Here is a 19711-nt window from a genome sequence, read left to right as displayed (position 1 = left end):
CCCTCGCCGACCGGGTGACCGCCGAGATCGGTGAGGGCAACCGGCTCGACGGCGTGGTGCACTCGATCGGCTTCATGCCGCAGACCGGGATGGGCATCAACCCGTTCTTCGACGCGCCGTACGAGGACGTCGCCAAGGGCATCCACATCTCCGCGTATTCCTATGCCTCGCTGGCCAAGGCGCTGCTGCCGATCATGAACCCCGGCGGGTCCATCGTCGGCATGGACTTCGACCCCAGCCGGGCCATGCCGGCCTACAACTGGATGACCGTGGCCAAGAGCGCGCTGGAGTCGGTCAACCGGTTCGTCGCCCGCGAGGCCGGCAAATTCGGCGTGCGTTCGAATCTCGTTGCGGCGGGGCCCATTCGGACGTTGGCGATGTCGGCGATCGTGGGCGGGGCCCTCGGCGAGGAGGCTGGCGCCCAGATGCAGCTGCTGGAAGAGGGCTGGGACCAGCGCGCGCCGATCGGCTGGAACATGAAGGACCCCACGCCCGTCGCCAAGACGGTGTGCGCCCTGCTCTCGGACTGGCTGCCGGCCACCACCGGCACCATCATCTTCGCCGACGGCGGCGCCAGCACCCAATTGCTCTAACAGCGGAATGCTCTGACTCCAAATGGACTTCGACGCCGTCCTGCTGCTGTCCTTCGGCGGCCCGGAGGGGCCCGAGCAGGTGCGGCCGTTCCTGGAGAACGTCACCCGCGGCCGCAACGTGCCGCCCGAACGCCTGGATGACGTCGCCGGGCACTACCTGCATTTCGGCGGGGTGTCACCGATCAACGGGATCAACCGCGCCCTGATCGACGAGCTGCGCGAGGAAGTGGACCTGCCGGTCTATTTCGGCAACCGCAACTGGGAGCCCTACGTCGAAGACACCGTTGCAGCCATGCGGGACAACGGGATTCGCCGCGCCGCGGTGTTCACCACGTCGGCGTGGAGCGGCTACTCCAGCTGCACGCAGTACACCGAGGACATCGCCCGGGCCCGGCGGGCCGCCGGGGCGGACGCGCCCGAACTGGTCAAGCTGCGGCCGTACTTCGACCACCCGCTCTTCGTCGAGATGTTCGCCGGCGCCGTGGCGGCCGCAGCGCAGTCCGTGACCGACGGCGCCCGCCTGGTGTTCACCGCGCATTCGGTCCCGGTGGCCGCCGACCAGCGCCTCGGCCCCAGGCTCTACAGCCGCCAAGTCGCTTACGCCGCAAGGTTGGTCGCGGCCGCGGCCGGCTACGCCGATTACGACCTGGCCTGGCAGTCGCGGTCCGGGCCGCCGCAGGTGCCGTGGCTGGAACCGAGCGTCGAGGACCATCTGACGGCACTGGCCGCCGCGGGGACCCAGGCCGTCATCGTCTGCCCGATCGGGTTCGTCGCGGACCACATCGAGGTGGTGTGGGATCTCGACGAGGAATTGCGAACCCAGGCCGAGGCGGCGGGTTTGGCGTTCGCCCGGGCCGCCACCCCCAACGCCGATCGCCGATTCGCCCGTCTCGCCGCCGATCTGGTCGACGAGCTGCGTAGCGGCCGCGACCCCACCCGGGTGGCCGGACCCGACCCGGTGCCCGGCTGTCTGGCCAGCGTCGACGGCGCGCCTTGCCGCCCGCCGCATTGCGCGCGCGGCGACAGCGACTAGCGCGCCCTCAGTCGGCCCAGGCCGAATGCAGGATCGCGGTGACGGCGGCCATCCGCGCCGAGCGGACCACGGCGGTCAGGGGCCGCAACGCATCGCTGGCGATGCGTGCCTCCGAAGAGGATTGGGCTCCGAACGGTTCGGGGCCGGCGGCGACCGGCGCGGCGAATCGTTCCGGCGAGTCGGGCGAGCGGCTGAGCCCGGCGCTGACCGCGATGATGGCGTCGACGTGCGCGGCGTTTTCCAGCACCCGCAACGCCCGCGAGGGTGCGTGGTCGGGAACGCGGTGTTGCCGTGCGGATTCCAGCAGCTGCTCGACGAGGCCGCGCGGATCCTCGATGTCGGCCGCGGCCGATCCGAGCCCGATGGCGCCGAGGGCGTCGGCGGCCGATCGCACGGCCGAGCGCAGCGTGTATTCGGCATCCCCGAGCTCGTAATGGTCGAGCACCGGCGCGCCCGGCAGCGAGTAGACCGTCCAGGACAGCGCGCACAGGTCGGGGAAGTCGTCTTCGTCGTAGGAGAACTCGGGCACCAGCCCCACCGCGGTGGCGGGGTCGTGCGGGCTGGCGATGATGATCGCCTCACCCGCGGCCAGCGCGTCGCGCTCGAATTGCGTCCCGGGGGCGAGCCCGCGCACGTCGCCGGGCACCGGCAAAAGCATGTTGATCGTTCCGCGCAACCGGCCCGGGCCGGGCGCCGACCGACCGGCCGCGGCGCGCAGCGTCTGCAGCAGCGTCACCGTTCCGGCGTCGTGCACATCCGGCCACGGCAGCCCGGTATGACCGGCGGCGACCGCATCATACGCGGTGACCGATTGCTTTGGCGCCCATACCGATAACGCGTCCAGGACGTCGTCGGGCGCGGCCTTGCCTGCGAGCCAGGCGTTGGCCCACAGGGAAAGCGAGACACTGGGACACCACACGATTCCGCAGTGTAGTTGTTTTGCCCGGCAAAGGCGGATCACGCGTATTCTGACCGCATGCACGCCGCAGTGCTTTGGTTGATATCCGCGCTGGTGCTCGCCGGTGCGGAGGCGCTCACGGGCCATATGTTCCTGATGATGCTCGGCGGCGGCGCGCTCGCCGCCTCGGCAACCAGCTGGCTGACCGATTGGCCGGGCTGGGCCAACGGGATCGTTTTCCTGGTCGTCTCGATTCTGCTGCTGGTGCTGGTGCGCCCGGCGCTGCGGCGGCAACTGACGCCGGCGCACGTGCCGCACATGGGCATCGAGGCGCTGGAGGGCAAGAAGGCGCTGGTGCTCGAACGGATCGACCGCGACGAGGGCCAGGTGAAGCTCGACGGCGAGGTGTGGACCGCGCGCCCGTTCAACGAGGGGGATGTTTACGAACCGGGGGAGTCGGTGACCGTCATGCAGATCGACGGCGCCACGGCGGTGGTCTTCAAGAGCGGTCCATAACGACTGCGCGAGAGCGCTGCCAAAACCTCTGGGAGAGAAAGGAACTCGGGTGCAGGGTGCGGTTGCTGGTTTGGTATTGCTGGCCGTATTGGTGATATTTGCCATCGTCGTGGTGGCGAAATCGGTGGCCTTGATACCGCAGGCGGAGGCCGCGGTGATCGAACGGCTGGGCCGATATAGCCGGACGGTCAGCGGTCAGCTGACGTTGTTGGTGCCGTTCATCGACCGGGTGCGCGCCCGGGTGGACCTGCGGGAGCGGGTGGTGTCGTTCCCGCCGCAGCCGGTGATCACCGAGGACAACCTGACCCTCAACATCGACACGGTGGTCTACTTCCAGGTCACCGTCCCGCAGGCGGCCGTCTACGAGATCAGCAACTACATCGTGGGTGTGGAGCAGCTCACCACCACCACGCTGCGCAACGTGGTCGGCGGGATGACGCTGGAGCAGACGCTGACCTCACGCGACATGATCAACGGCCAGCTGCGCGGCGTGCTCGACGAGGCCACCAACCGCTGGGGCCTGCGGGTGGCCCGGGTCGAGCTGCGCAGCATCGACCCGCCGCCGTCCATCCAGGCATCGATGGAAAAGCAGATGAAGGCCGACCGCGAGAAGCGGGCGATGATCCTGACCGCCGAGGGCATGCGCGAGTCGGCGATCAAGGAGGCCGAGGGGCAGAAGCAGGCGCAGATCCTGGCCGCCGAGGGCGCCAAGCAGGCCGCGATCCTGGCCGCCGAGGCCGACCGGCAGTCCCGCATGCTGCGTGCCCAGGGTGAACGCGCCGCGGCCTACCTGCAGGCGCAGGGGCAGGCCAAGGCCATCGAGAAGACGTTCGCCGCGATCAAGGCGGGCAGGCCGACCCCTGAGATGCTGGCTTACCAATACCTGCAGACCCTGCCGGAGATGGCGCGTGGTGACGCCAACAAGGTGTGGGTGGTGCCGAGCGACTTCAGCACGGCGCTGCAGGGATTCACCAAACTGCTGGGCGCCCCGGGCGAGGACGGCGTGTTCCGGTTCCAGCCCTCCCCGGTCGACGATGCGCCCAAGCACAGCGCCGACGACGACGCCGACGTCGCCGACTGGTTCTCCACCGAGACCGACCCGGCGATCGCTCAGGCGGTGGCCAAGGCCGAGGCGATCGCCCGCCAGCCGGTGGATGGCGAGCCGGGACCGCCGCCGCAGCTGACCCAATAGGATTGGCCCATGAGCGTTTTCACTTCGCCGAAGACCTACGTTGCGCTCGGCGCGTTCCACGCCGTGGACGCGGTGTTGTGCGGTGTCCAGGTGGCCCCGATCAAGAAGGTGCTGGACGACGTCGGGCTGCCGGAGAACGTGCGGCCCGTGTTGCCGGTGGTGAAGGCCGCCGCCGCGGTGGGTCTGCTGTCGGTCACCCGCTTCCCGGTGCTGGCGCGGGTGACGACGGCGATGCTGACGGTGTATTTCGTCCTGGCGCTCGGTGCCCACATCCGGGTGCGCGACAAGGTCGTCAACGCCCTGCCGGCGGCGCTGTTCTTGGCAACCTTCGCCGTGATGACGGCGAAGGGACCCGACCGCAACTAAAACGTGCGGTCAGTCGTGGGGCGTCGGCAGCGGGGGCGCCGGCACCGACGTCGGTGACGGCGGCGCCGTGTAGACGCACCCGCCCCCGCCCACCGACTGCGACGACAGTGGCGGCGGGTAGGGCGGCGGCGGAAGCTGAACCCGGACCGTCCAGACCAGTCCGGTGATCGCGAAGGCGGCGAGGGCGCCGAGCACCAGGCCGGCCAGCCCGGCGAGGGCGGCCACGCCGGCGGGGAAGCGGCGGGTTCCGGTGTTGTCCGAGGTCATGCTGCTCTCCACGGTCGTCGGATGGGCGGTAACCGCGACGCTACTGGCGCGACGACCGCCGCCGCCACGATTCGAGGGATCGTGACGGCGGCGGTTCGGTCAGCTATGCGGCGCCGGGGACGGTTGCGCCGGCGGCGGGAAGCCGGGCGGCGGTCCCGGCGGCGGCCCGGGCGGCCCAGGCGGCGGCGCAAACCCGAAGCCTCCAGGGCCACCCATCGGCGGGGGCGGTGGCCCATGATGCAGCGCCATCATCGGCGGCGGCCCCGGCAGCGGAGGTGGACCGGGCGGACCCACGCTGATGATCCAGGCGAAGGCGATCGCGGCGATGGTGCCGACCGCGCCGATCAGCGCGCCCGCCACCCCGGCGCCGACCACGACGCCGGTCGAGTGGCGGCGGGGCGGAGGTGGGTCGATGGGCGGCGCCGGCGGCGGGGTGGTGTCGATCTCGTCATTTGTGGTCATGGCACCGGACGGTAGGAGCCGGAACTGAAGTGGACCTGAAGATGCCGGCTTCAGGTCCACTTCAGGTCCGGCGCCACAATGGGAGGCATGACGAACTGCCCCCGGGCCGGCCATTTCAGCGTCGGAGCGCCCCGGGTGCTGGTTGTCGAGGACTCCGAGACGATCCGCGAAATGGTCAGCGAGGCGCTCACCGACGTCGGCTATCACACCGCCGGCAGCCGCGACGGCGACGGGCTGGAGGAGGCGCTGGACGGGCTGCGGCCGGACCTGGTGGTGCTCGACGTCATGCTTCCGGGCCGCGACGGCTTCGACCTCATCGACGTCATCCGCGACTGGGGCGATGTCGGGATCGTCATGATCACGGCGCGCGACGGCCTGGAGGATCGGCTGCGCGGCCTCGACGGCGGGGCCGACGACTACGTGATCAAGCCTTTCGAGCTGGCCGAACTGGTGTCGCGCGTCGGGGCGGTGTTGCGCCGGCGCGGACGGCTGCCGCGGGTCGTCCAGGTCGGCGATCTGATGCTGGACGCCGACGCCGGCGTGGCCGCGCGCGCCGGTAGTCGCCTCGAGTTGACCGCGACCGAGCTGCGGCTGCTGGCCTTCCTGGTGGAGCAGCGCGGCCGGATCGTCAGCGCCCGCCAGATCCTGAACGCGGTGTGGGGGTACGACGCCTACGACCCCAACCTGGTCCAGGTGCATGTCAGCGGATTGCGACGCAAGCTCGAAGCCCACGGGCCGCGGATCCTGCACACCGTGCGCGGTATCGGCTACCGGCTGCAGCCCGAGCGATCATGACCACCGCGGCCACGACGCGGACCCCGTCCCTGCAGCGCCGGGTGACGGTGGTGGTGGTGGCGTTGCTCGCCCTGCTGCTGGTGGCGCTCGGCGTCACCGTCGACGTCAGCCTGGGCGTCCTCGCCCGCAGGAACCTGCACGACCGGCTGCTGGCGGCCGCGTCCCGGGCCGAGGCGCTGGACGCTGCGCACACCTCGCCCGAGCTGCTGGCCGCCGAACTCAACGGCGGCGGGGTGCGGGCACTGCTGGTCACCGCCGACGGCGCGACGTACGGTGACCGCGGCATCAGCCCCGACACCGTCGCCGGTCCCGTGGTCCCGCCACCGTTTCCGCCCCCGCCACCATTCGCGCCGCCGCCGCCGTTCCCGCCTGGGCCGCCCGGCGTTCCACCCTGGCCGCCGCCGCCCCCGCCCCCGCCGGATGCCACCGCGACGGCGGTCGTGCGCCCACTGCCGGATGGCTCCCGGGTGATCCTGGTCGCCGACACGACGCAGACCACCCAGGTGACGCACCAGCTGCGCCTGCTGATGATCGGGGCCGGCGTGGCGACCCTGCTGACCGCCGCGCTGTTGCTAGTGGCCGTCAGCCGGGTGGCGTTGCGCCCATTGGACAGGCTGACGGCGCTGGCCAACGACATCAGGACCGGTGATCGCGGACGACGGCTCCGCCCCGACCGGGCCGACACCGAATTAGGGCGGGCCGCAAGCGCTTTCGACGGGATGCTGGACGCCCTGGAGGCTTCCGAGGACCGGGCCCAGCGGGCCGCGGACGCCGCCCAGCGCGCCGAGACCGCCACCCGGCGATTCCTCGTCGACGCCGCCCACGAGTTGCGCACCCCGATCGCCGGGATCCAGGTCGCCGCGGAACAGCTCGCCAACAACGCCTCTCCCGATCAGGGCGACGACGTGGCGCAGGGTCAATACCGTCGGGCCAGCCTCCTGCTGTCGGACGCCCGGCGCGCCGGGCGGCTCGTCGCGGACATGCTCGATCTGAGTCGCATCGACGCCGGGCTGCCATTGGACTCCCACGACGTCGACCTCGCCGCGATCGCGGATGCCGAAGCCGACCGGGCCGCCATGCTCGCCCCGCAACTCACCGTCCGTCGCACCGGCCTGGCTGAGCTGCATGTCAACGCGGACCCCACCCGGCTGGCGCAGGTCCTGTCCAATCTGCTCGACAATGCGCGCCGCTACACCCCGCCCGGGGGCGCCATCACCATCGATGTCCGCATAAGCGAAGGCGACGCGCAGGTGACCGTAACCGACAGTGGGCCCGGCATTCCCGGCGACGAGCGGGAGCGGATCTTCGAGCGCCTGGTGCGCCTGGATGCCGGGCGCGGCCGCGATCACGGGGGCGCCGGGCTGGGCCTGCCGATCGCGCGGGCGCTGGCGCGCGCTCAGGGCGGCGACCTGGTGTGTTTGCCGCGCAACGGCGGCGCCGAGTTCCGGCTGAACTTGCCGGCCCAACGCCGGTGAGCGGTGGCCGCACCAGGCGAGGCGGCCACCGCTCGGTGCGGCGAACGTCAGAATCCCGGCGGCGGTGGCCGGAACGGGTCGCCCGGACCCGGCGGTGGCGGACCAACGGGCCCGCCCGGCCCCGGCGGCCCGCCGAACGGTTCCCCCGGCGGATGCGGTGGTCCGGGCTGTCCGGGCGGTGGTGGCGGCGGCGGATCCGCACTGGCCACGGCGGCGCCGAAGCCGGCCAGGGTCGCCCCGAGGGCGCCCGCGACCAACGAACCGGCGACGAGTTGTTTGATATTCACTTGGCTTCGCTCTCCTCCCTGTCGGCGGTCGATCGCCGCCGCCGCGACAGTAGGAAGTCAGCCTGAAGCCAGCCTGAAGAAGCCGGCGCGCAACCGTTTTCAGCCGGCCGTGGACGCCGCGGTGACGGCAGTGAGATGCCACTCGTCCAGCCAGGGCTGGATCAACTCGGCGACCGAGAACTTGGCCGGGGCCGAACACCCGTGCTTGGGGGTGGACGGGTCGCCCCCGCGGATGAGGATCCCGACGGCGCCGACGGTGCCGTCGCTTTGATTCCGATAGACCGGGCCGCCCGAATCACCGCACTGGCCGGGCGCCAGGAAGACGACCTTGCTCCCGGTGATCTGGGTGATCTCCCCGCAGGTGGCCTCGCCGGTGCCCATCCCGAACTTGCACAACTCCTCGCCGACCTGCAACCCGGTGGCGACGCCGGAGACCGGCAGCGCGGACCCGATGGCCGAGGCCTGCGGGACGTTCTCGCCGTCCAACACGATCAGGCCGATGTCGTGCTGTTCGTTGTGCACGCCCTCGCTGACGGTGCGGCGGAACGTGCCCACCGTCGCGTAGGGAAGGATGCCGGCCAGGTTCATCGACACCTTGCTGAGCTGACCCGGCCGGTTGCAGTGCCCGGCCGTGAGCACACCGGCCTGACCGGTGCTGGTGTGCACCAAAAACCCTGCGGTACAACCCATCCCACCCGATCCGTCGGCGTACTGGACGTAGATGCCGGAACCGGGGCCGACGGCGCTGGCCGCGGGCAGGTCGATCGGGGCCAGGACCGGCGGCGGGGCGGCGTCGTGGGCCGTCTGGGCGGCGTTCCTGGACAGCAGGCACACCGCGGCCACGAACGCGGCCGCGCAAAACACCGAGGCGATCACGAGTAGCGCGTTGTGCATTCGCGAAGGTTGTGTCGCCAGGTACGGCACATGAATTCCGGCCAACACCCCCCCCCTTGCGCGCGGTGCCGGTGTCTGAGCCCAGCTTGCCAGCATTCGGCCCATCAATTCACGCGATTGGCCAGATCCGGCCGACGGGTCAGCCGATGGTCGCCGGCTCGGGGGCGGCCTCGTCGCCCGCGGGACGGTGCGCCCCGCGATGGTGCCGCCGGTAGTGGCGGATCTCGACGACCAATCCCGTCAAACCCAGGGTCGCCGTGCAGATCGACACCAGGTACAGCAGCGAGCTCGGGTGACCGGCGAGCGCGTCGCCGAGGACCACCACGGCGGCGGTGCCGGGCAGCAGGCCGCCCAGGGTGGCCAGCGTGTAGGGCAGCAGGCGCACGGTCGACGCGCCGGCGGCGTAATTGATCGCCGAGAACGGCACGGCGGGAATCAGCCGCAGCGACAGGATGGCCAGCCAGCCCCGCTGGCGCAGGCGCTCGTCCACCGTGTCGATCGCGCGGTGGCGAACCAGGCGGTTCAGCCGCCACCCGGCCGCGCGCACCAGCAGCAGCGCGATCACCGCGCTGGCGGTGCTGGCGACCACCGCGATCGCCACGCCCACCAACGGGCCGAACAGCAGCCCGGCGGCCAGGGTGAACGCCGTGCGGGGTACCGGCACCACCGTGACCACGATGTGCGCGGCCAAGAACGCCAACGGGAACCATGGCCCCACCGACTCCGCCCAGTCGCGCATCTGCACCGGCGTGGGCAGGGGCAGCCAGGACGCGGCCGCGATCAGGAGTGTGATACCGACCACTGTGGCGATCGCCCGGGGCCGCGACAGCAGGCGCGCGGCGGCGCCCAGCGCGCCGGCGAGGTCGCGCAGCGTCCGGTTGATTCTGCAGGTGGCGGAAGCCGTCACGCCTGTAAAGGTTACGGGTCGCAGGTGAATAACTCGTTTCCCGAGGCTGGCGTTTCATCGCCGGACCGCCCCGCTCGTCGCGCGTCGCGGTTTTCTGCCGACAGGCTCGATCAACTAGCCTCATTAGTAAGTCGCAGGCCCCATTTGCTGGGAAAAAGGGAGCAATCGGTGTCCATTGATGTACCCGAGCTTGCCGAACTAGAACAGGTTCGCGGGCGTTGGCGCAGTGCGGTCGCCGGCGTGCTATCGAAAAGCACCCGGAAGGACCCCGAGGAACTCGGGGACCATCCCGAGCGGCTGCTGGAAACCCCCACCTACGACGGCATCGCGATCCGGGCGCTGTACACGGCGCTGGACGAGCTGCCGGAACCGCCGCTTCCCGGTGAGTGGCCCTATGTGCGGGGCGCCGATGCGCGGCGCGACGTGAAGTCCGGCTGGAAGGTGGCCGAGGCGTTCCCCGCCGATCGCGTCGCCGGGGTGGCGGCCGCCGACGTCAATGCGGCGGTGCTCGAGGCGCTGGGCAACGGGGCCAGCGCCCTGGTGCTGCGGGTCGGGGACTCCGGCGTGACCGCCGACCAGCTCGAGGGCGCCGTGTCGGGCGTGCACCTGAGCATGGCGCCGGTGATCCTCGACGCGGGCGCGGACTATGCCGCCGCCGCCGAGGTCATGCTGGCGATGGCGGGCGGGGTCGAGGCCGACCAGCGCGACCTGCTCTCGATCGACCTCGGTGGCGACCCGCTCACCGCGGCGCTGAGCGACCGTCCCGCGCCCGACCTCGACGAGGTCGTCGCGGTCGCCAAGCGCGCCGCCGAAGAGCGCGGCGTACGGGCGATCACCGTCGACGGGCCCGCTTTCCACAACCTGGGCGCGAACGCGACCTGGGAACTGGCCGGCACCGTGGCCGCCGGGGTGGCCTACCTGCGGCGGCTCACCGAGTCGGGCATGCCGGTCGGCCAGGCGCTGCGGCAGATCAGCTTCCGGCTGGCCGCCGACGACGACCAGTTCGGGACGCTCGCCAAGCTGCGGGCCGTGCGTCAGATGTGGGCGCGGGTCGCGGAGGTCGTCGGCGATCCCGACGGCGGCGCCGTCACCGTGCACGCGGAGACGTCGCTGCCGATGATGACCCAGCGCGACCCGTGGGTGAACATGTTGCGCTGCACGCTGGCCGCGTTCGGCGCCGGCGTCGGTGGCGCGGACACCGTGGTGGTGCTCCCGTTCGACGTGGCGATCCCGGGTGGCTTCCCCGGCACCGCGAGAAGCTTCGCCCGGCGGATCGCCCGCAACACCCAACTGCTGCTGCTGGAGGAGTCGCACGTCGGCCGGGTGCTCGACCCGGCCGGCGGTTCGTGGTTCGTCGAGGACCTCACCGCGCGCATGGCCGAGCAGGCCTGGGAGCACTTCCAGGCCATCGAGGCGCGCGGCGGGTTCGTCGAGGCGCACGACTACATCGCCGGCCAGATCGCCGAGGTGGCCTCGCGACGCGCCGACGACATCGCGCATCGTCGCACCGCGATCACCGGTGTCAGCGAATTCCCGAACCTCACGGAACCTCCTCTGGCACAGATTGATTCGTCGGATACGCCGCTGGCCGCCGGCAACCTGCAGCGCTACGCCGCGGCGTTCGAGGCGCTGCGCGACCGCTCCGACGTCTTCCTGGCCCGCACCGGCGCCCGCCCGCAGGCGCTGCTGCTTCCGCTGGGCCCGCTGGCCGAGCACAACATTCGGGCCACGTTCGCAAGCAACCTGCTGGCGTCGGGCGGCATCGAGGCCGTCAACCCCGGATCGGTCGACGCCGCCGGTGTCGCCAAGGCGGTCGCCGACGCGGGATCACCGGGCGTCGCGGTCATCTGCGGCACCGACAAGCGCTACCAGGATGAGGGCGCGGCCGTCGTCGAGGCGGCCCGCGCCGCCGGGGTATCGAGGGTCTACCTGGCGGGACCGGAGAAGGCCGTCGGCGATGCCGAGCACCGGCCCGACGAGTTCCTGACCGCGAAAATCAATGCGGTCGAAGCCCTTTCGAACCTGCTCAGTCGACTGGGAGCGTAGCCGCAATGACCACAACCGCGCCCGTGATCGGAAATTTCGCCGAGGTTCCGCTGACCGGCGGCCGCCCGCTGCCGCCGCCCACCGAAGCCGCCGTCGAACAGCACGTCGCGGCCGCCGCGGCGGCGCACTGGTACACGCCCGACCAGCTCGAGTGGCACACGCCCGAAGACATCGCCGTCAAGCCGGTGTACATCGGCGCCGACCGGGCCGCCGCGGCGGCCGGCGGTTACCCGCTGAACAGCTTCCCCGGTGAACCGCCCTTCCTGCGCGGCCCGTACCCGACGATGTACGTCAACCAGCCGTGGACCATCCGCCAGTACGCGGGGTTCTCCACCGCGGCCGAGTCGAACGCGTTCTACCGCCGCAACCTGGCCGCCGGCCAGAAGGGCCTGTCGGTGGCCTTCGACCTGGCCACCCACCGCGGTTACGACTCCGACCATCCCCGCGTCCAGGGCGACGTCGGAATGGCCGGCGTGGCAATCGATTCCATTCTCGATATGCGCCAGCTGTTCGACGGCATCGACCTCTCGACGGTTTCGGTGTCGATGACGATGAACGGCGCCGTGCTGCCGATCCTGGCGCTGTACGTGGTGGCCGCCGAGGAGCAGGGGGTGCCGCCGGAGAAGCTGGCCGGCACCATCCAGAACGACATCCTCAAAGAGTTCATGGTGCGCAACACCTACATCTATCCGCCCAAGCCGTCGATGCGGATCATCTCCGACATCTTCGGTTACACCAGCGCGAAGATGCCGAAGTTCAACTCCATCTCGATCTCCGGTTATCACATCCAAGAGGCAGGCGCCACAGCAGATTTGGAGCTGGCCTACACGCTGGCCGACGGCGTCGACTACATCAAGGCGGGCCTGGACGCCGACCTGGACATCGACAAGTTCGCGCCGCGACTGTCGTTCTTCTGGGGCATCGGGATGAACTTCTTCATGGAGGTCGCCAAGCTGCGCGCCGGCCGGCTGCTGTGGAGCGAGCTGGTCGCGCAGTTCAACCCCAAGAACACCAAATCCCTTTCCCTGCGCACCCATTCGCAGACCTCCGGCTGGTCGCTGACCGCGCAGGACGCCTTCAACAACGTCGCGCGCACCTGCATCGAGGCGATGGCCGCGACCCAGGGGCACACCCAGTCGCTGCACACCAACGCCCTCGACGAGGCGCTGGCCCTGCCCACCGACTTCTCCGCGCGGATCGCGCGCAACACCCAGCTGCTGCTGCAGCAGGAATCGGGCACCACGCGGCCCATCGACCCCTGGGGCGGCTCGTACTACGTGGAGTGGCTGACCCATCAGCTCGCGCAGAAGGCCCGCGCCCACATCGCCGAGGTCGCCGAGCACGGCGGCATGGCCCAGGCGATCAGCGACGGCATCCCCAAGCTGCGCATCGAGGAGGCGGCCGCGCGCACGCAGGCCCGCATCGACTCCGGGATCCAACCGGTGGTCGGCGTGAACAAGTACCAGGTCGAAGAGGACCAAGAGGTCGAGGTGCTCAAGGTCGAGAACAGCCGGGTCCGCGCCGAGCAGCTGGCCAAACTCAAAGAGCTGCGGGCCAGCCGCGACCAGGCCGCCGTCGAGGCCGCCCTGGGCGAGCTGTCCCGCGCCGCCGCGGCACACGGGCGCGCCGGGGAGGACGGGCTGGGTAATAATCTGCTGGCGCTGGCGATCGACGCCGCCCGGGCCAAGGCGACGGTCGGGGAGATCTCCGACGCGCTGGAAAGGGTATACGGGCGGCACCAGGCGGAGATCCGCACCATCGCCGGTGTCTACCGCGACGAAGCCGGAAAGGCCCCGAACATCGGAACCGCCACAGAACTAGTCGAGAAGTTCGCCGAGGCCGACGGCCGCCGGCCCAGGATTCTGGTGGCGAAGATGGGCCAGGACGGTCACGACCGCGGCCAGAAGGTGATCGCGACGGCCTTCGCCGATCTCGGGTTCGACGTCGACGTCGGCTCACTGTTCTCCACGCCCGAGGAGGTGGCCCGGCAGGCCGCCGACAACGACGTGCACGTCGTCGGCGTCTCGTCGCTGGCCGCCGGCCACCTGACGCTGGTGCCGGCGCTGCGCGACGCGCTCGCCGAGGTGGGGCGGCCCGACATCATGATCGTGGTCGGCGGTGTCATTCCCCCCGGCGACTTCGACGAACTGTACGAGGCCGGGGCCGCCGCCATCTTCCCGCCCGGGACAGTGATCGCCGATGCCGCAATTGGCTTGCTGCACAAGCTCGCCGAGCGGCTGGGTTACCCACTCGACTAGATGGCCCCCCGCAAGAGCGACTCCGTCGAGGATCTGGCCGACGCCGTTCGCGGCGGCGACCGCGCCGCGCTGCCGCGGGCCATCACGCTGCTGGAGTCCACCCGCGCCGACCATCACGAGAAGGCCCAGCGGCTGCTGCTCGAGCTGACGCCGGACTCGGGCGACGCGCACCGGGTCGGCATCACCGGGACGCCGGGGGTGGGGAAGTCCACCACCATCGAGGCCCTCGGCATGCATCTGATCGAGAAGGGCCACCGGGTGGCCGTCCTGGCCGTCGACCCGTCGTCGACGCGCAGCGGTGGGTCGATCCTCGGCGACAAGACGCGGATGGCGCGGCTCGCGGTGCACCCGGATGCGTACATCCGCCCGTCGCCCACGTCGGGCACCTTGGGCGGTGTAGCAAAGGCGACCCGCGAGACCGTGGTGCTGCTGGAGGCGGCCGGATTCGACGTGATCATCATCGAGACCGTCGGCGTCGGCCAGTCCGAGGTGACCGTGGCCAACATGGTCGACACGTTCGTCCTGCTGACGCTGGCGCGCAGCGGCGATCAGCTGCAGGGCATCAAGAAGGGTGCGCTGGAGCTGGCCGACATCGTGGTGGTGAACAAGGCCGACGGCGAGCACCTCGCCGAGGCGCGGATGGCCGCCCGCGAACTGTCCTCGGCGATCCGGTTGATACATCCCCGCGAAACAGTTTGGCGGCCACCGGTTCTCACCATGAGCGCGATGGAGGGGACCGGCCTCGAGGAGCTGTGGGACACCGTCGAACGCCATCGTCAGGTGCTCACCGAGGCCGGCGAGTTCGAGGCGCGCCGGCGCGCGCAGCAAGTGGACTGGACGTGGCAGCTGGTCCGCGACACCGTGCTGGACCGAGTGCTGTCCAATCCCAAGGTGCGCAAGATGCGTGCGGACATCGAACGCCAGGTGAAGGCGGGGGAGCTGACCCCGGCGCTGGCGGCCGAGCAAATACTGACGGCCGCGTCAGACTAACGGATAGGTAAATAATCTACATTTCGCACCGGGAAGGTGTGAAATCCAAGTAAATTCAAAAGCGTGACGGTTCAAACCCGAGTCGATCGCCGCGCGGTCCCTGTCCACGATGGCCTTGACGCAGGTCACCGTGTGTCCGGCGCGGCGGACTCACATTTCGGATGCGTCGTTCGCAGCTTTTCGACCATGTTCCCCGCCCGCCGCTTCGGTGGCGGCGCCCTGGCGGTGTATCTCGACGGCCAACCCGTCGTCGACGTCTGGTCCGGCTGGTCCGACCGGGGCGGTCACCGGCCGTGGTCGGCCGACAGCGCGCCGATGGTGTTCTCGGCGACGAAGGGAATGGCCGCCACCGTCATTCACCGGCTCGCCGACCGCGGGCTGATCGACTACGAGGCGCCCGTCGCCGAGTACTGGCCCGAGTTCGGGGCGAACGGCAAGGAGAGCCTCACCGTCCGCGACGTGATGCGGCACGCCGCCGGCCTTTCGGGCCTGCGCGGCGCCCGCTCCGAGGACTTGCTGGACCACGTCGTGATGGAAGAGCGACTGGCCGCGGCCTCGCCGGGGCGGCTGCTGGGCAAGCCGGCCTATCACGCGCTGACCTTCGGCTGGCTGATGTCCGGCCTCGCCCGGGCGGTGACCGGAAAGGGCATGCGGACGCTGATCCGCGAGGAGCTCGCCGAGCCGCTGGGCACCGACGGGCTGTATCTGGGTCGCCCGCCGGCGGGTGCACCGACGCGGGTCGCCGAGATCATCGCGCCGCAGAACATGGTGCGCAATCCGGTCCTGAGCTTCGTGACGCGCAGGGTGGCCAACGAGCTGTCCGGCGGGTTCCGGTCCATGTACTTCCCCGGCATGGTCGCGGCGGTGCAGGGCGAGATCCCGTTGCTGGATGCGGAGATCCCGGCGGCCAACGGGGTGGCGACGGCCCGCGGGCTGGCGCGGATGTACGGCGCCATCGCCAACGGCGGCGAGGTCGACGGCATCCGGTTCCTGTCCCGGGAGATGGTCGCCGGCCTGACCGGTCGGCGCAGCCTGCGTCCGGACCGGAACCTGTTCGTGCCCTTGGCATTCCACCTGGGCTACCACAGCCTGCCGTTCGGGAACGTGATGCCCGGCTTCGGCCACGTCGGCCTGGGCGGTTCGCTGGGTTGGACCGACCCGGCCAGCGGGGTGGCGTTCTCGCTGGTGCACAACCGGCTGCTGACGCCGTTCGTGATGACCGATCACGCGGCGTTCGTCGGCATCTACGCGCTGATTCGCAAGGCCGCCGAGAAGGCCCGCAAGCGCGGCTTCACGCCGGTGACCGAATACGGGGCGCCGTACTACCAGCCGGGGGCCGTCGCGGGTTGATGGCCGCGCAACCAGTCCTCAATAATTTACGCCTGCGTTTGCTACAGCTCTCGATTACGGGATTGTGTCGGCAAGATTTCTACCGCCGAGCGGCATCTCAGCTGTGAATAATCGGCAAATACTGCGGGATAGCGGGTTGCGTTGCTACGATTCCGCCAGTATCTGACAGTGCCCAAACCAGGGTGGGGGCCCTTGTTTATGGCGTCTCGGAGGGTTTGCTGCTCTCCTGCTTAACGATGGATGGTGGACAGTGCTGAGCGGTATCACAAAAAACGTCAGCCGCAGGGGCCAGGCAACCGGCAAGAGGGCGTTGAACGGGAGTGCAACCCGGCCGATCGCCATCTTCGTCCTGGGTATGGGGAGATCCGGAACGTCCGCCCTCACCCGGGTGCTCTCGCTGTGCGGTGCCACGCTTCCCGTCGGGATGATGGGGGCCGACGAAGGCAACCAGCGTGGCTATTGGGAACCGCGCGAATCCCTGTTGCTCAACCGGGCAATTCTGGAACGTCACGGCAGCGCTTGGTGGGACCCTTCGCTGCGCGTGCTCGAGGAAGGCGAATTCAGCGCCAAAGAGAAGGCCTCTTGCATGGTTGACATCCAGTCGTATGTCAACAAGCTGCCGGCCGCCCCGCTGGTGGTCATCAAGGACCTGCAGATCAATGTGCTCGCCGACATGTGGTTCGAGGCCGCGCGCAAGGCCGGGTTCGACATCGCCGTGGTGATCGCGGTGCGCCACCCGCAGGAGGTGGTCCCGTCGATGGGACGCCTCGCCGGGGCGTCGCCGGAGCTGGTGAGCGCATTATGGCTCAAGGGCAACCTGGTGTCCGAACGCCAGACGCGCGGCCTGCCGCGGGTGTTCGTCGAGTACACCAACCTCCTCGACGATTGGCGCCGGGAAATGAAGCGGATTTCCACGGCGCTCGGCATCGATCTCGTCGCCGAGGACGAGGCGGCCGTCGACGAGTTCCTGTCGCCGGACCTTCGGCGCAATCGCGACTGCGACGGTCCGCCCACGGATCGCTTCGGCACCGACTGGATGTCGGTGGTCTACCGCGCGATGCACGCCGCCGCCGCGGACGAGCCCTGGGACGAGGCCGAGTTGGATCGCGTTTTCGAGGCCTATCGGGCGAGCGAACACGATTTCCGGACGGCGTTCGACAACGCCCGCGGTTACTCCAACAGCACGCTGGTTCGGCTGCTCAGGCCTTCCGTCATGAAGCCCATCCTCGAGGTCGTCGCCATGGCGCACCGACGCAGGGGATCTTGGGCCTAACCGCCGTCCACCGCAGCGCTCAATCGCGCCTTCGATCGCCGTCGCGCGCCCCGACGACCTATCCGGGCAATCCAGCTTTCGCCGAGCGGGCCCCCGATATGATCGACCGGATCGCACCTCGGCAGGCGTGCCGGTCAAACTTTTCGCACTCAACTGGGAGGCGCCGGCTCTTGTCATCGTCCGTGCTCATCACCGGAGGCGCAGGCTTCATCGGTTCCGCGCTTGCGCACCGCCTGGTCAAAGTTGGTTGTGACGTCGCCGTCATGGACGTTCTGCTCCCACAGGTGCACGACGGGCGCGCGATCGACCTTCCGCCGTCCGTGCGGTTCTTCACCGGCGATGTCACGCACGCGCCCGACTGGGACGCCGTGCTCAGGTTGTTCCGGCCCACCCAGGTCGTCCATCTGGCGGCCGAAACCGGGACCGCTCAGTCGCTCACCGAGGCGACGCGCCACGGCGCGGTGAACGTCGTGGGCACCACCCAGATGCTGGACGCGCTGGGCCGCAAGGGACTGGTGCCCGAGCAGTTCGTCCTGGCGTCGTCCAGGGCGGTCTACGGCGAGGGCGCGTGGCAGTCCGGCGGTGAGGTCTTTTATCCGCCGCCGCGCAGCCATGCGCAGCTGGTGGCCGGCATCTGGGATCCGCCGGGGCCCGCGGGCGAACCGGCGGTGCCGCTTCCGAGCTCCGCGGGCCGAACGGAGCCGCGGCCCACCAACGTCTACGGGGCGACGAAGCTCGCGCAAGAGCACCTGCTGGCCGCCTGGGCGGCCGCGCACGACACCAATCTCAGCGTGTTGCGTCTGCAGAATGCCTTCGGGCCGGGTCAGCCGCTGAGCAATCCGTACACCGGTGTCGTGCCGTTCTTCGCGCGGTTGTCGCGGGAGGGACGCGCGTCGGAGGTGTACGAGGACGGGCGAATCGTGCGCGACCTGGTCTTCATCGACGACGTGGTGGATGCCGTTTTCGCCGCGGTTCAGCAGCCCGCCAAGGGTTCCCGTTGCCTCGACATCGGGTCGGGAATCGGGACGACCATTCATGAGCTGGCCAGGAAGATCGCCGCGGCGTTCGACGCGCCGGAACCGGTGCTGGTCCCCAAGTTCCGCGATGGCGACGTCCGCGCCGCGAGTTGCGACATCCAGCCGGCGATGGACGAGCTCGGTTGGCGCCCGAAGTGGACGCTCGACGACGGTCTGCGTGTGCTGCTCGAGTGGATCGGCAGCCTCCCCGAGTCCGGCCCCGCGGCGAGCGACAGCGTCGGTGGCCGGCCGGTAGAGCATGCCGGCCAACGCTAAAAGCGATCGGCCATTAACTACATGGTTAATTTCGGGCACTCGCGATCGGGCTCGAATGTGAGCAACGCGCCGCCAAAAGCCGTGGTGCGGTAGCATTCCAGCCCGGTACTGTCGAGGCATCACATCGCGTATCGCGGCCGCACGCCGGCTTCGCGAATCGCGAAGCTTTCCCCCGTGTGACGCATGTTGAAGAAGGGCGAGTGAGCGCAGCAGCATGACCTAGGCTTACGCAGGCGACAGGTGCCGCGCCGCGACCCATCGCAGCACGCCGATCACCAGAACCCAAGTGCAGGAATGGGTTTGCTCCTCGGGGTGGCGGACGGATGGCGAAATTGGGTCGGCCACCGGCCGTTCCGCTGGACGCGCCGAATGCGCCTAATGGCCGAGAAACCCACGTGAGCAAACAACCATCCGCTTGGCGGATCCGATTCCAGAAAACTCGAAACGTACTAGAGGCGCCGATAGGCGGCTAGGCTCAACATCGGGAGTATTGAAATGCGAGACAGGGGGCAATCTTGACTGTGACCGACCGCGATACCCGGTCTGCGTACCTCGACCTGCTCCGACGCGACTTGACCAGATACGGCTCAGATGAACTGGTGCCAGTCCGGTGGTATCGCATCGGGCGGCCGATTCTCAATACCGGCAGCTACATGCTCGTCCGTAAGCGTCCGTTCGATCAGCAAGCGCGGGAGTTGGGCCAGGACTGGCCCGCGGATGCGCTGACGATGATCGGGATGAAGCGCCTTACCAGCCTGCAACATTGCGTCGAGACGGTGCTGACCGAGGACATTCCCTGTCTCTTATACACATCTGA

18 protein-coding genes and 2 pseudogenes are annotated in these 19711 nt (G+C 69.7%); 14 read left to right on the top strand and 6 right to left on the bottom strand.

Annotated elements, in window-relative coordinates; all coding sequences use genetic code 11:
* Both fabI and WU80_RS19135 read left to right on the top strand, forming a co-directional pair.
* The coding region (gene fabI, locus WU80_RS19140) for an enoyl-ACP reductase FabI (RefSeq protein ID WP_055405811.1) at nucleotides 1-593 on the top strand (593 nt) is incomplete at its 5' end.
* A gap of 22 nt (nucleotides 594-615) precedes the next feature.
* Nucleotides 616-1648, top strand: a pseudogene (locus tag WU80_RS19135) (ferrochelatase); the annotation flags it as partial.
* Here WU80_RS19135 and WU80_RS19130 read toward each other — a convergent pair.
* Entirely contained in the window at nucleotides 1634-2545 is a 912-nt protein-coding gene (locus tag WU80_RS19130; protein ID WP_055404648.1) for a hypothetical protein, read from the bottom strand. The pseudogene WU80_RS19135 and the gene WU80_RS19130 overlap by 15 nt on opposite strands.
* A 57-nt stretch (nucleotides 2546-2602) precedes the next feature.
* Between WU80_RS19130 and WU80_RS19125 the strand changes: the two genes are divergently transcribed.
* Genes WU80_RS19125 through WU80_RS19115 form a run of 3 tightly spaced genes read left to right on the top strand, consistent with a single transcriptional unit; the run spans nucleotide 2603 to nucleotide 4598 of the window.
* On the top strand, nucleotides 2603-3040 hold the full coding sequence (locus WU80_RS19125) for an NfeD family protein (protein ID WP_055404649.1): 438 nt from the start codon (nucleotides 2603-2605) through the stop codon (nucleotides 3038-3040).
* Between the two features lie 49 nt (nucleotides 3041-3089).
* Entirely contained in the window at nucleotides 3090-4232 is a 1143-nt protein-coding gene (locus tag WU80_RS19120) for an SPFH domain-containing protein (RefSeq protein WP_055404650.1), read from the top strand.
* Nucleotides 4233-4241: 9 nt separating this feature from the next.
* The gene (locus tag WU80_RS19115; RefSeq protein WP_055404651.1) at nucleotides 4242-4598 is read left to right on the top strand and encodes a DoxX family protein; all 357 of its coding nucleotides are present in this window, start codon (nucleotides 4242-4244) and stop codon (nucleotides 4596-4598) included.
* A gap of 9 nt (nucleotides 4599-4607) precedes the next feature.
* On the opposite strand, the gene WU80_RS19110 is transcribed toward WU80_RS19115, so the two are convergent.
* Both WU80_RS19110 and WU80_RS25545 read right to left on the bottom strand, forming a co-directional pair.
* A complete protein-coding gene (locus WU80_RS19110; protein WP_055404652.1) occupies nucleotides 4608-4865 on the bottom strand; it encodes a hypothetical protein in 258 nt (85 codons plus the stop codon).
* 99 nt (nucleotides 4866-4964) lie between these two features.
* Nucleotides 4965-5327 carry a hypothetical protein gene (locus tag WU80_RS25545; protein ID WP_082459933.1) on the bottom strand — a complete coding sequence of 121 codons (363 nt, stop codon included), beginning with the start codon at nucleotides 5325-5327 and terminating at the stop codon, nucleotides 4965-4967.
* A 78-nt stretch (nucleotides 5328-5405) separates the two neighbouring features.
* On the opposite strand from WU80_RS25545, the gene WU80_RS19100 reads away from it, so the two are divergent.
* Complete coding sequence (locus WU80_RS19100; RefSeq protein WP_055404654.1) at nucleotides 5406-6122, top strand: response regulator transcription factor; 717 nt, start codon at nucleotides 5406-5408, stop codon at nucleotides 6120-6122.
* Nucleotides 6119-7597 carry a cell wall metabolism sensor histidine kinase WalK gene (locus tag WU80_RS19095; protein WP_055404655.1) on the top strand — a complete coding sequence of 493 codons (1479 nt, stop codon included), beginning with the start codon at nucleotides 6119-6121 and terminating at the stop codon, nucleotides 7595-7597. The genes WU80_RS19100 and WU80_RS19095 overlap by 4 nt, the downstream gene beginning before the upstream one ends.
* A 47-nt stretch (nucleotides 7598-7644) precedes the next feature.
* Here the strand turns inward: WU80_RS19095 and WU80_RS25945 are convergent, their stop codons facing one another.
* The 3 genes from WU80_RS25945 to WU80_RS19085 all read right to left on the bottom strand — a co-directional run bounded on the left by WU80_RS25945 (nucleotide 7645) and on the right by WU80_RS19085 (nucleotide 9685).
* Nucleotides 7645-7884: a hypothetical protein gene (locus tag WU80_RS25945; RefSeq protein ID WP_156349661.1), complete on the bottom strand. Its 240-nt coding sequence runs from the start codon at nucleotides 7882-7884 to the stop codon at nucleotides 7645-7647.
* 99 nt (nucleotides 7885-7983) lie between these two features.
* Nucleotides 7984-8778 (bottom strand): hypothetical protein, encoded by a 795-nt coding sequence (locus WU80_RS19090; protein WP_055404656.1) that lies wholly within the window; start codon nucleotides 8776-8778, stop codon nucleotides 7984-7986.
* Between the two features lie 139 nt (nucleotides 8779-8917).
* A complete protein-coding gene (locus WU80_RS19085; RefSeq protein ID WP_055404657.1) occupies nucleotides 8918-9685 on the bottom strand; it encodes a TVP38/TMEM64 family protein in 768 nt (255 codons plus the stop codon).
* 168 nt (nucleotides 9686-9853) lie between these two features.
* Between WU80_RS19085 and mutA the strand changes: the two genes are divergently transcribed.
* The 7 genes and pseudogenes from mutA to WU80_RS19050 form a co-directional block, all read left to right on the top strand.
* Complete coding sequence (gene mutA / locus WU80_RS19080) at nucleotides 9854-11731, top strand: methylmalonyl-CoA mutase small subunit (protein ID WP_055404658.1); 1878 nt, start codon at nucleotides 9854-9856, stop codon at nucleotides 11729-11731.
* Nucleotides 11732-11736: 5 nt separating this feature from the next.
* Nucleotides 11737-13989, top strand: coding sequence for a methylmalonyl-CoA mutase (scpA, locus tag WU80_RS19075; RefSeq protein ID WP_055404659.1), 2253 nt, complete (start codon nucleotides 11737-11739; stop codon nucleotides 13987-13989).
* Nucleotides 13990-14990, top strand: a pseudogene (gene meaB, locus WU80_RS19070) (methylmalonyl Co-A mutase-associated GTPase MeaB).
* 52 nt (nucleotides 14991-15042) lie between these two features.
* On the top strand, nucleotides 15043-16329 hold the full coding sequence (locus WU80_RS19065) for a serine hydrolase domain-containing protein (RefSeq protein ID WP_055404661.1): 1287 nt from the start codon (nucleotides 15043-15045) through the stop codon (nucleotides 16327-16329).
* Between the two features lie 355 nt (nucleotides 16330-16684).
* On the top strand, nucleotides 16685-17602 hold the full coding sequence (locus tag WU80_RS19060; RefSeq protein ID WP_046183088.1) for a sulfotransferase family protein: 918 nt from the start codon (nucleotides 16685-16687) through the stop codon (nucleotides 17600-17602).
* 182 nt (nucleotides 17603-17784) lie between these two features.
* Complete coding sequence (locus WU80_RS19055; RefSeq protein WP_055404662.1) at nucleotides 17785-18894, top strand: NAD(P)-dependent oxidoreductase; 1110 nt, start codon at nucleotides 17785-17787, stop codon at nucleotides 18892-18894.
* Between the two features lie 515 nt (nucleotides 18895-19409).
* Nucleotides 19410-19711: TylF/MycF family methyltransferase (locus WU80_RS19050; protein ID WP_231633859.1), on the top strand; the 302-nt coding region annotated here is incomplete at its 3' end.

The organism is Mycobacterium sp. UM_11 (assembly GCF_001414075.1).
Classification (GTDB): domain Bacteria; phylum Actinomycetota; class Actinomycetes; order Mycobacteriales; family Mycobacteriaceae; genus Mycobacterium.
Note: the sequence above shows the minus strand (reverse complement) of the source record. Positions and strands in the feature narration are given on the sequence as shown.

Coding starts and splice junctions, on each gene's coding strand:
- WU80_RS19125 (WP_055404649.1), top strand. CDS start 2,603: ATGCACGCCGCAGTGCTTTGGTTGATATCCGCGCTGGTGCTCGCCGGT.
- WU80_RS19115 (WP_055404651.1), top strand. CDS start 4,242: ATGAGCGTTTTCACTTCGCCGAAGACCTACGTTGCGCTCGGCGCGTTC.
- WU80_RS19110 (WP_055404652.1), bottom strand. CDS start 4,865: ATGACCTCGGACAACACCGGAACCCGCCGCTTCCCCGCCGGCGTGGCC.
- WU80_RS25545 (WP_082459933.1), bottom strand. CDS start 5,327: ATGACCACAAATGACGAGATCGACACCACCCCGCCGCCGGCGCCGCCC.
- WU80_RS19100 (WP_055404654.1), top strand. CDS start 5,406: ATGGGAGGCATGACGAACTGCCCCCGGGCCGGCCATTTCAGCGTCGGA.
- WU80_RS19095 (WP_055404655.1), top strand. CDS start 6,119: ATGACCACCGCGGCCACGACGCGGACCCCGTCCCTGCAGCGCCGGGTG.
- WU80_RS19090 (WP_055404656.1), bottom strand. CDS start 8,778: ATGCACAACGCGCTACTCGTGATCGCCTCGGTGTTTTGCGCGGCCGCG.
- scpA (WP_055404659.1), top strand. CDS start 11,737: ATGACCACAACCGCGCCCGTGATCGGAAATTTCGCCGAGGTTCCGCTG.
- WU80_RS19060 (WP_046183088.1), top strand. CDS start 16,685: ATGGGGAGATCCGGAACGTCCGCCCTCACCCGGGTGCTCTCGCTGTGC.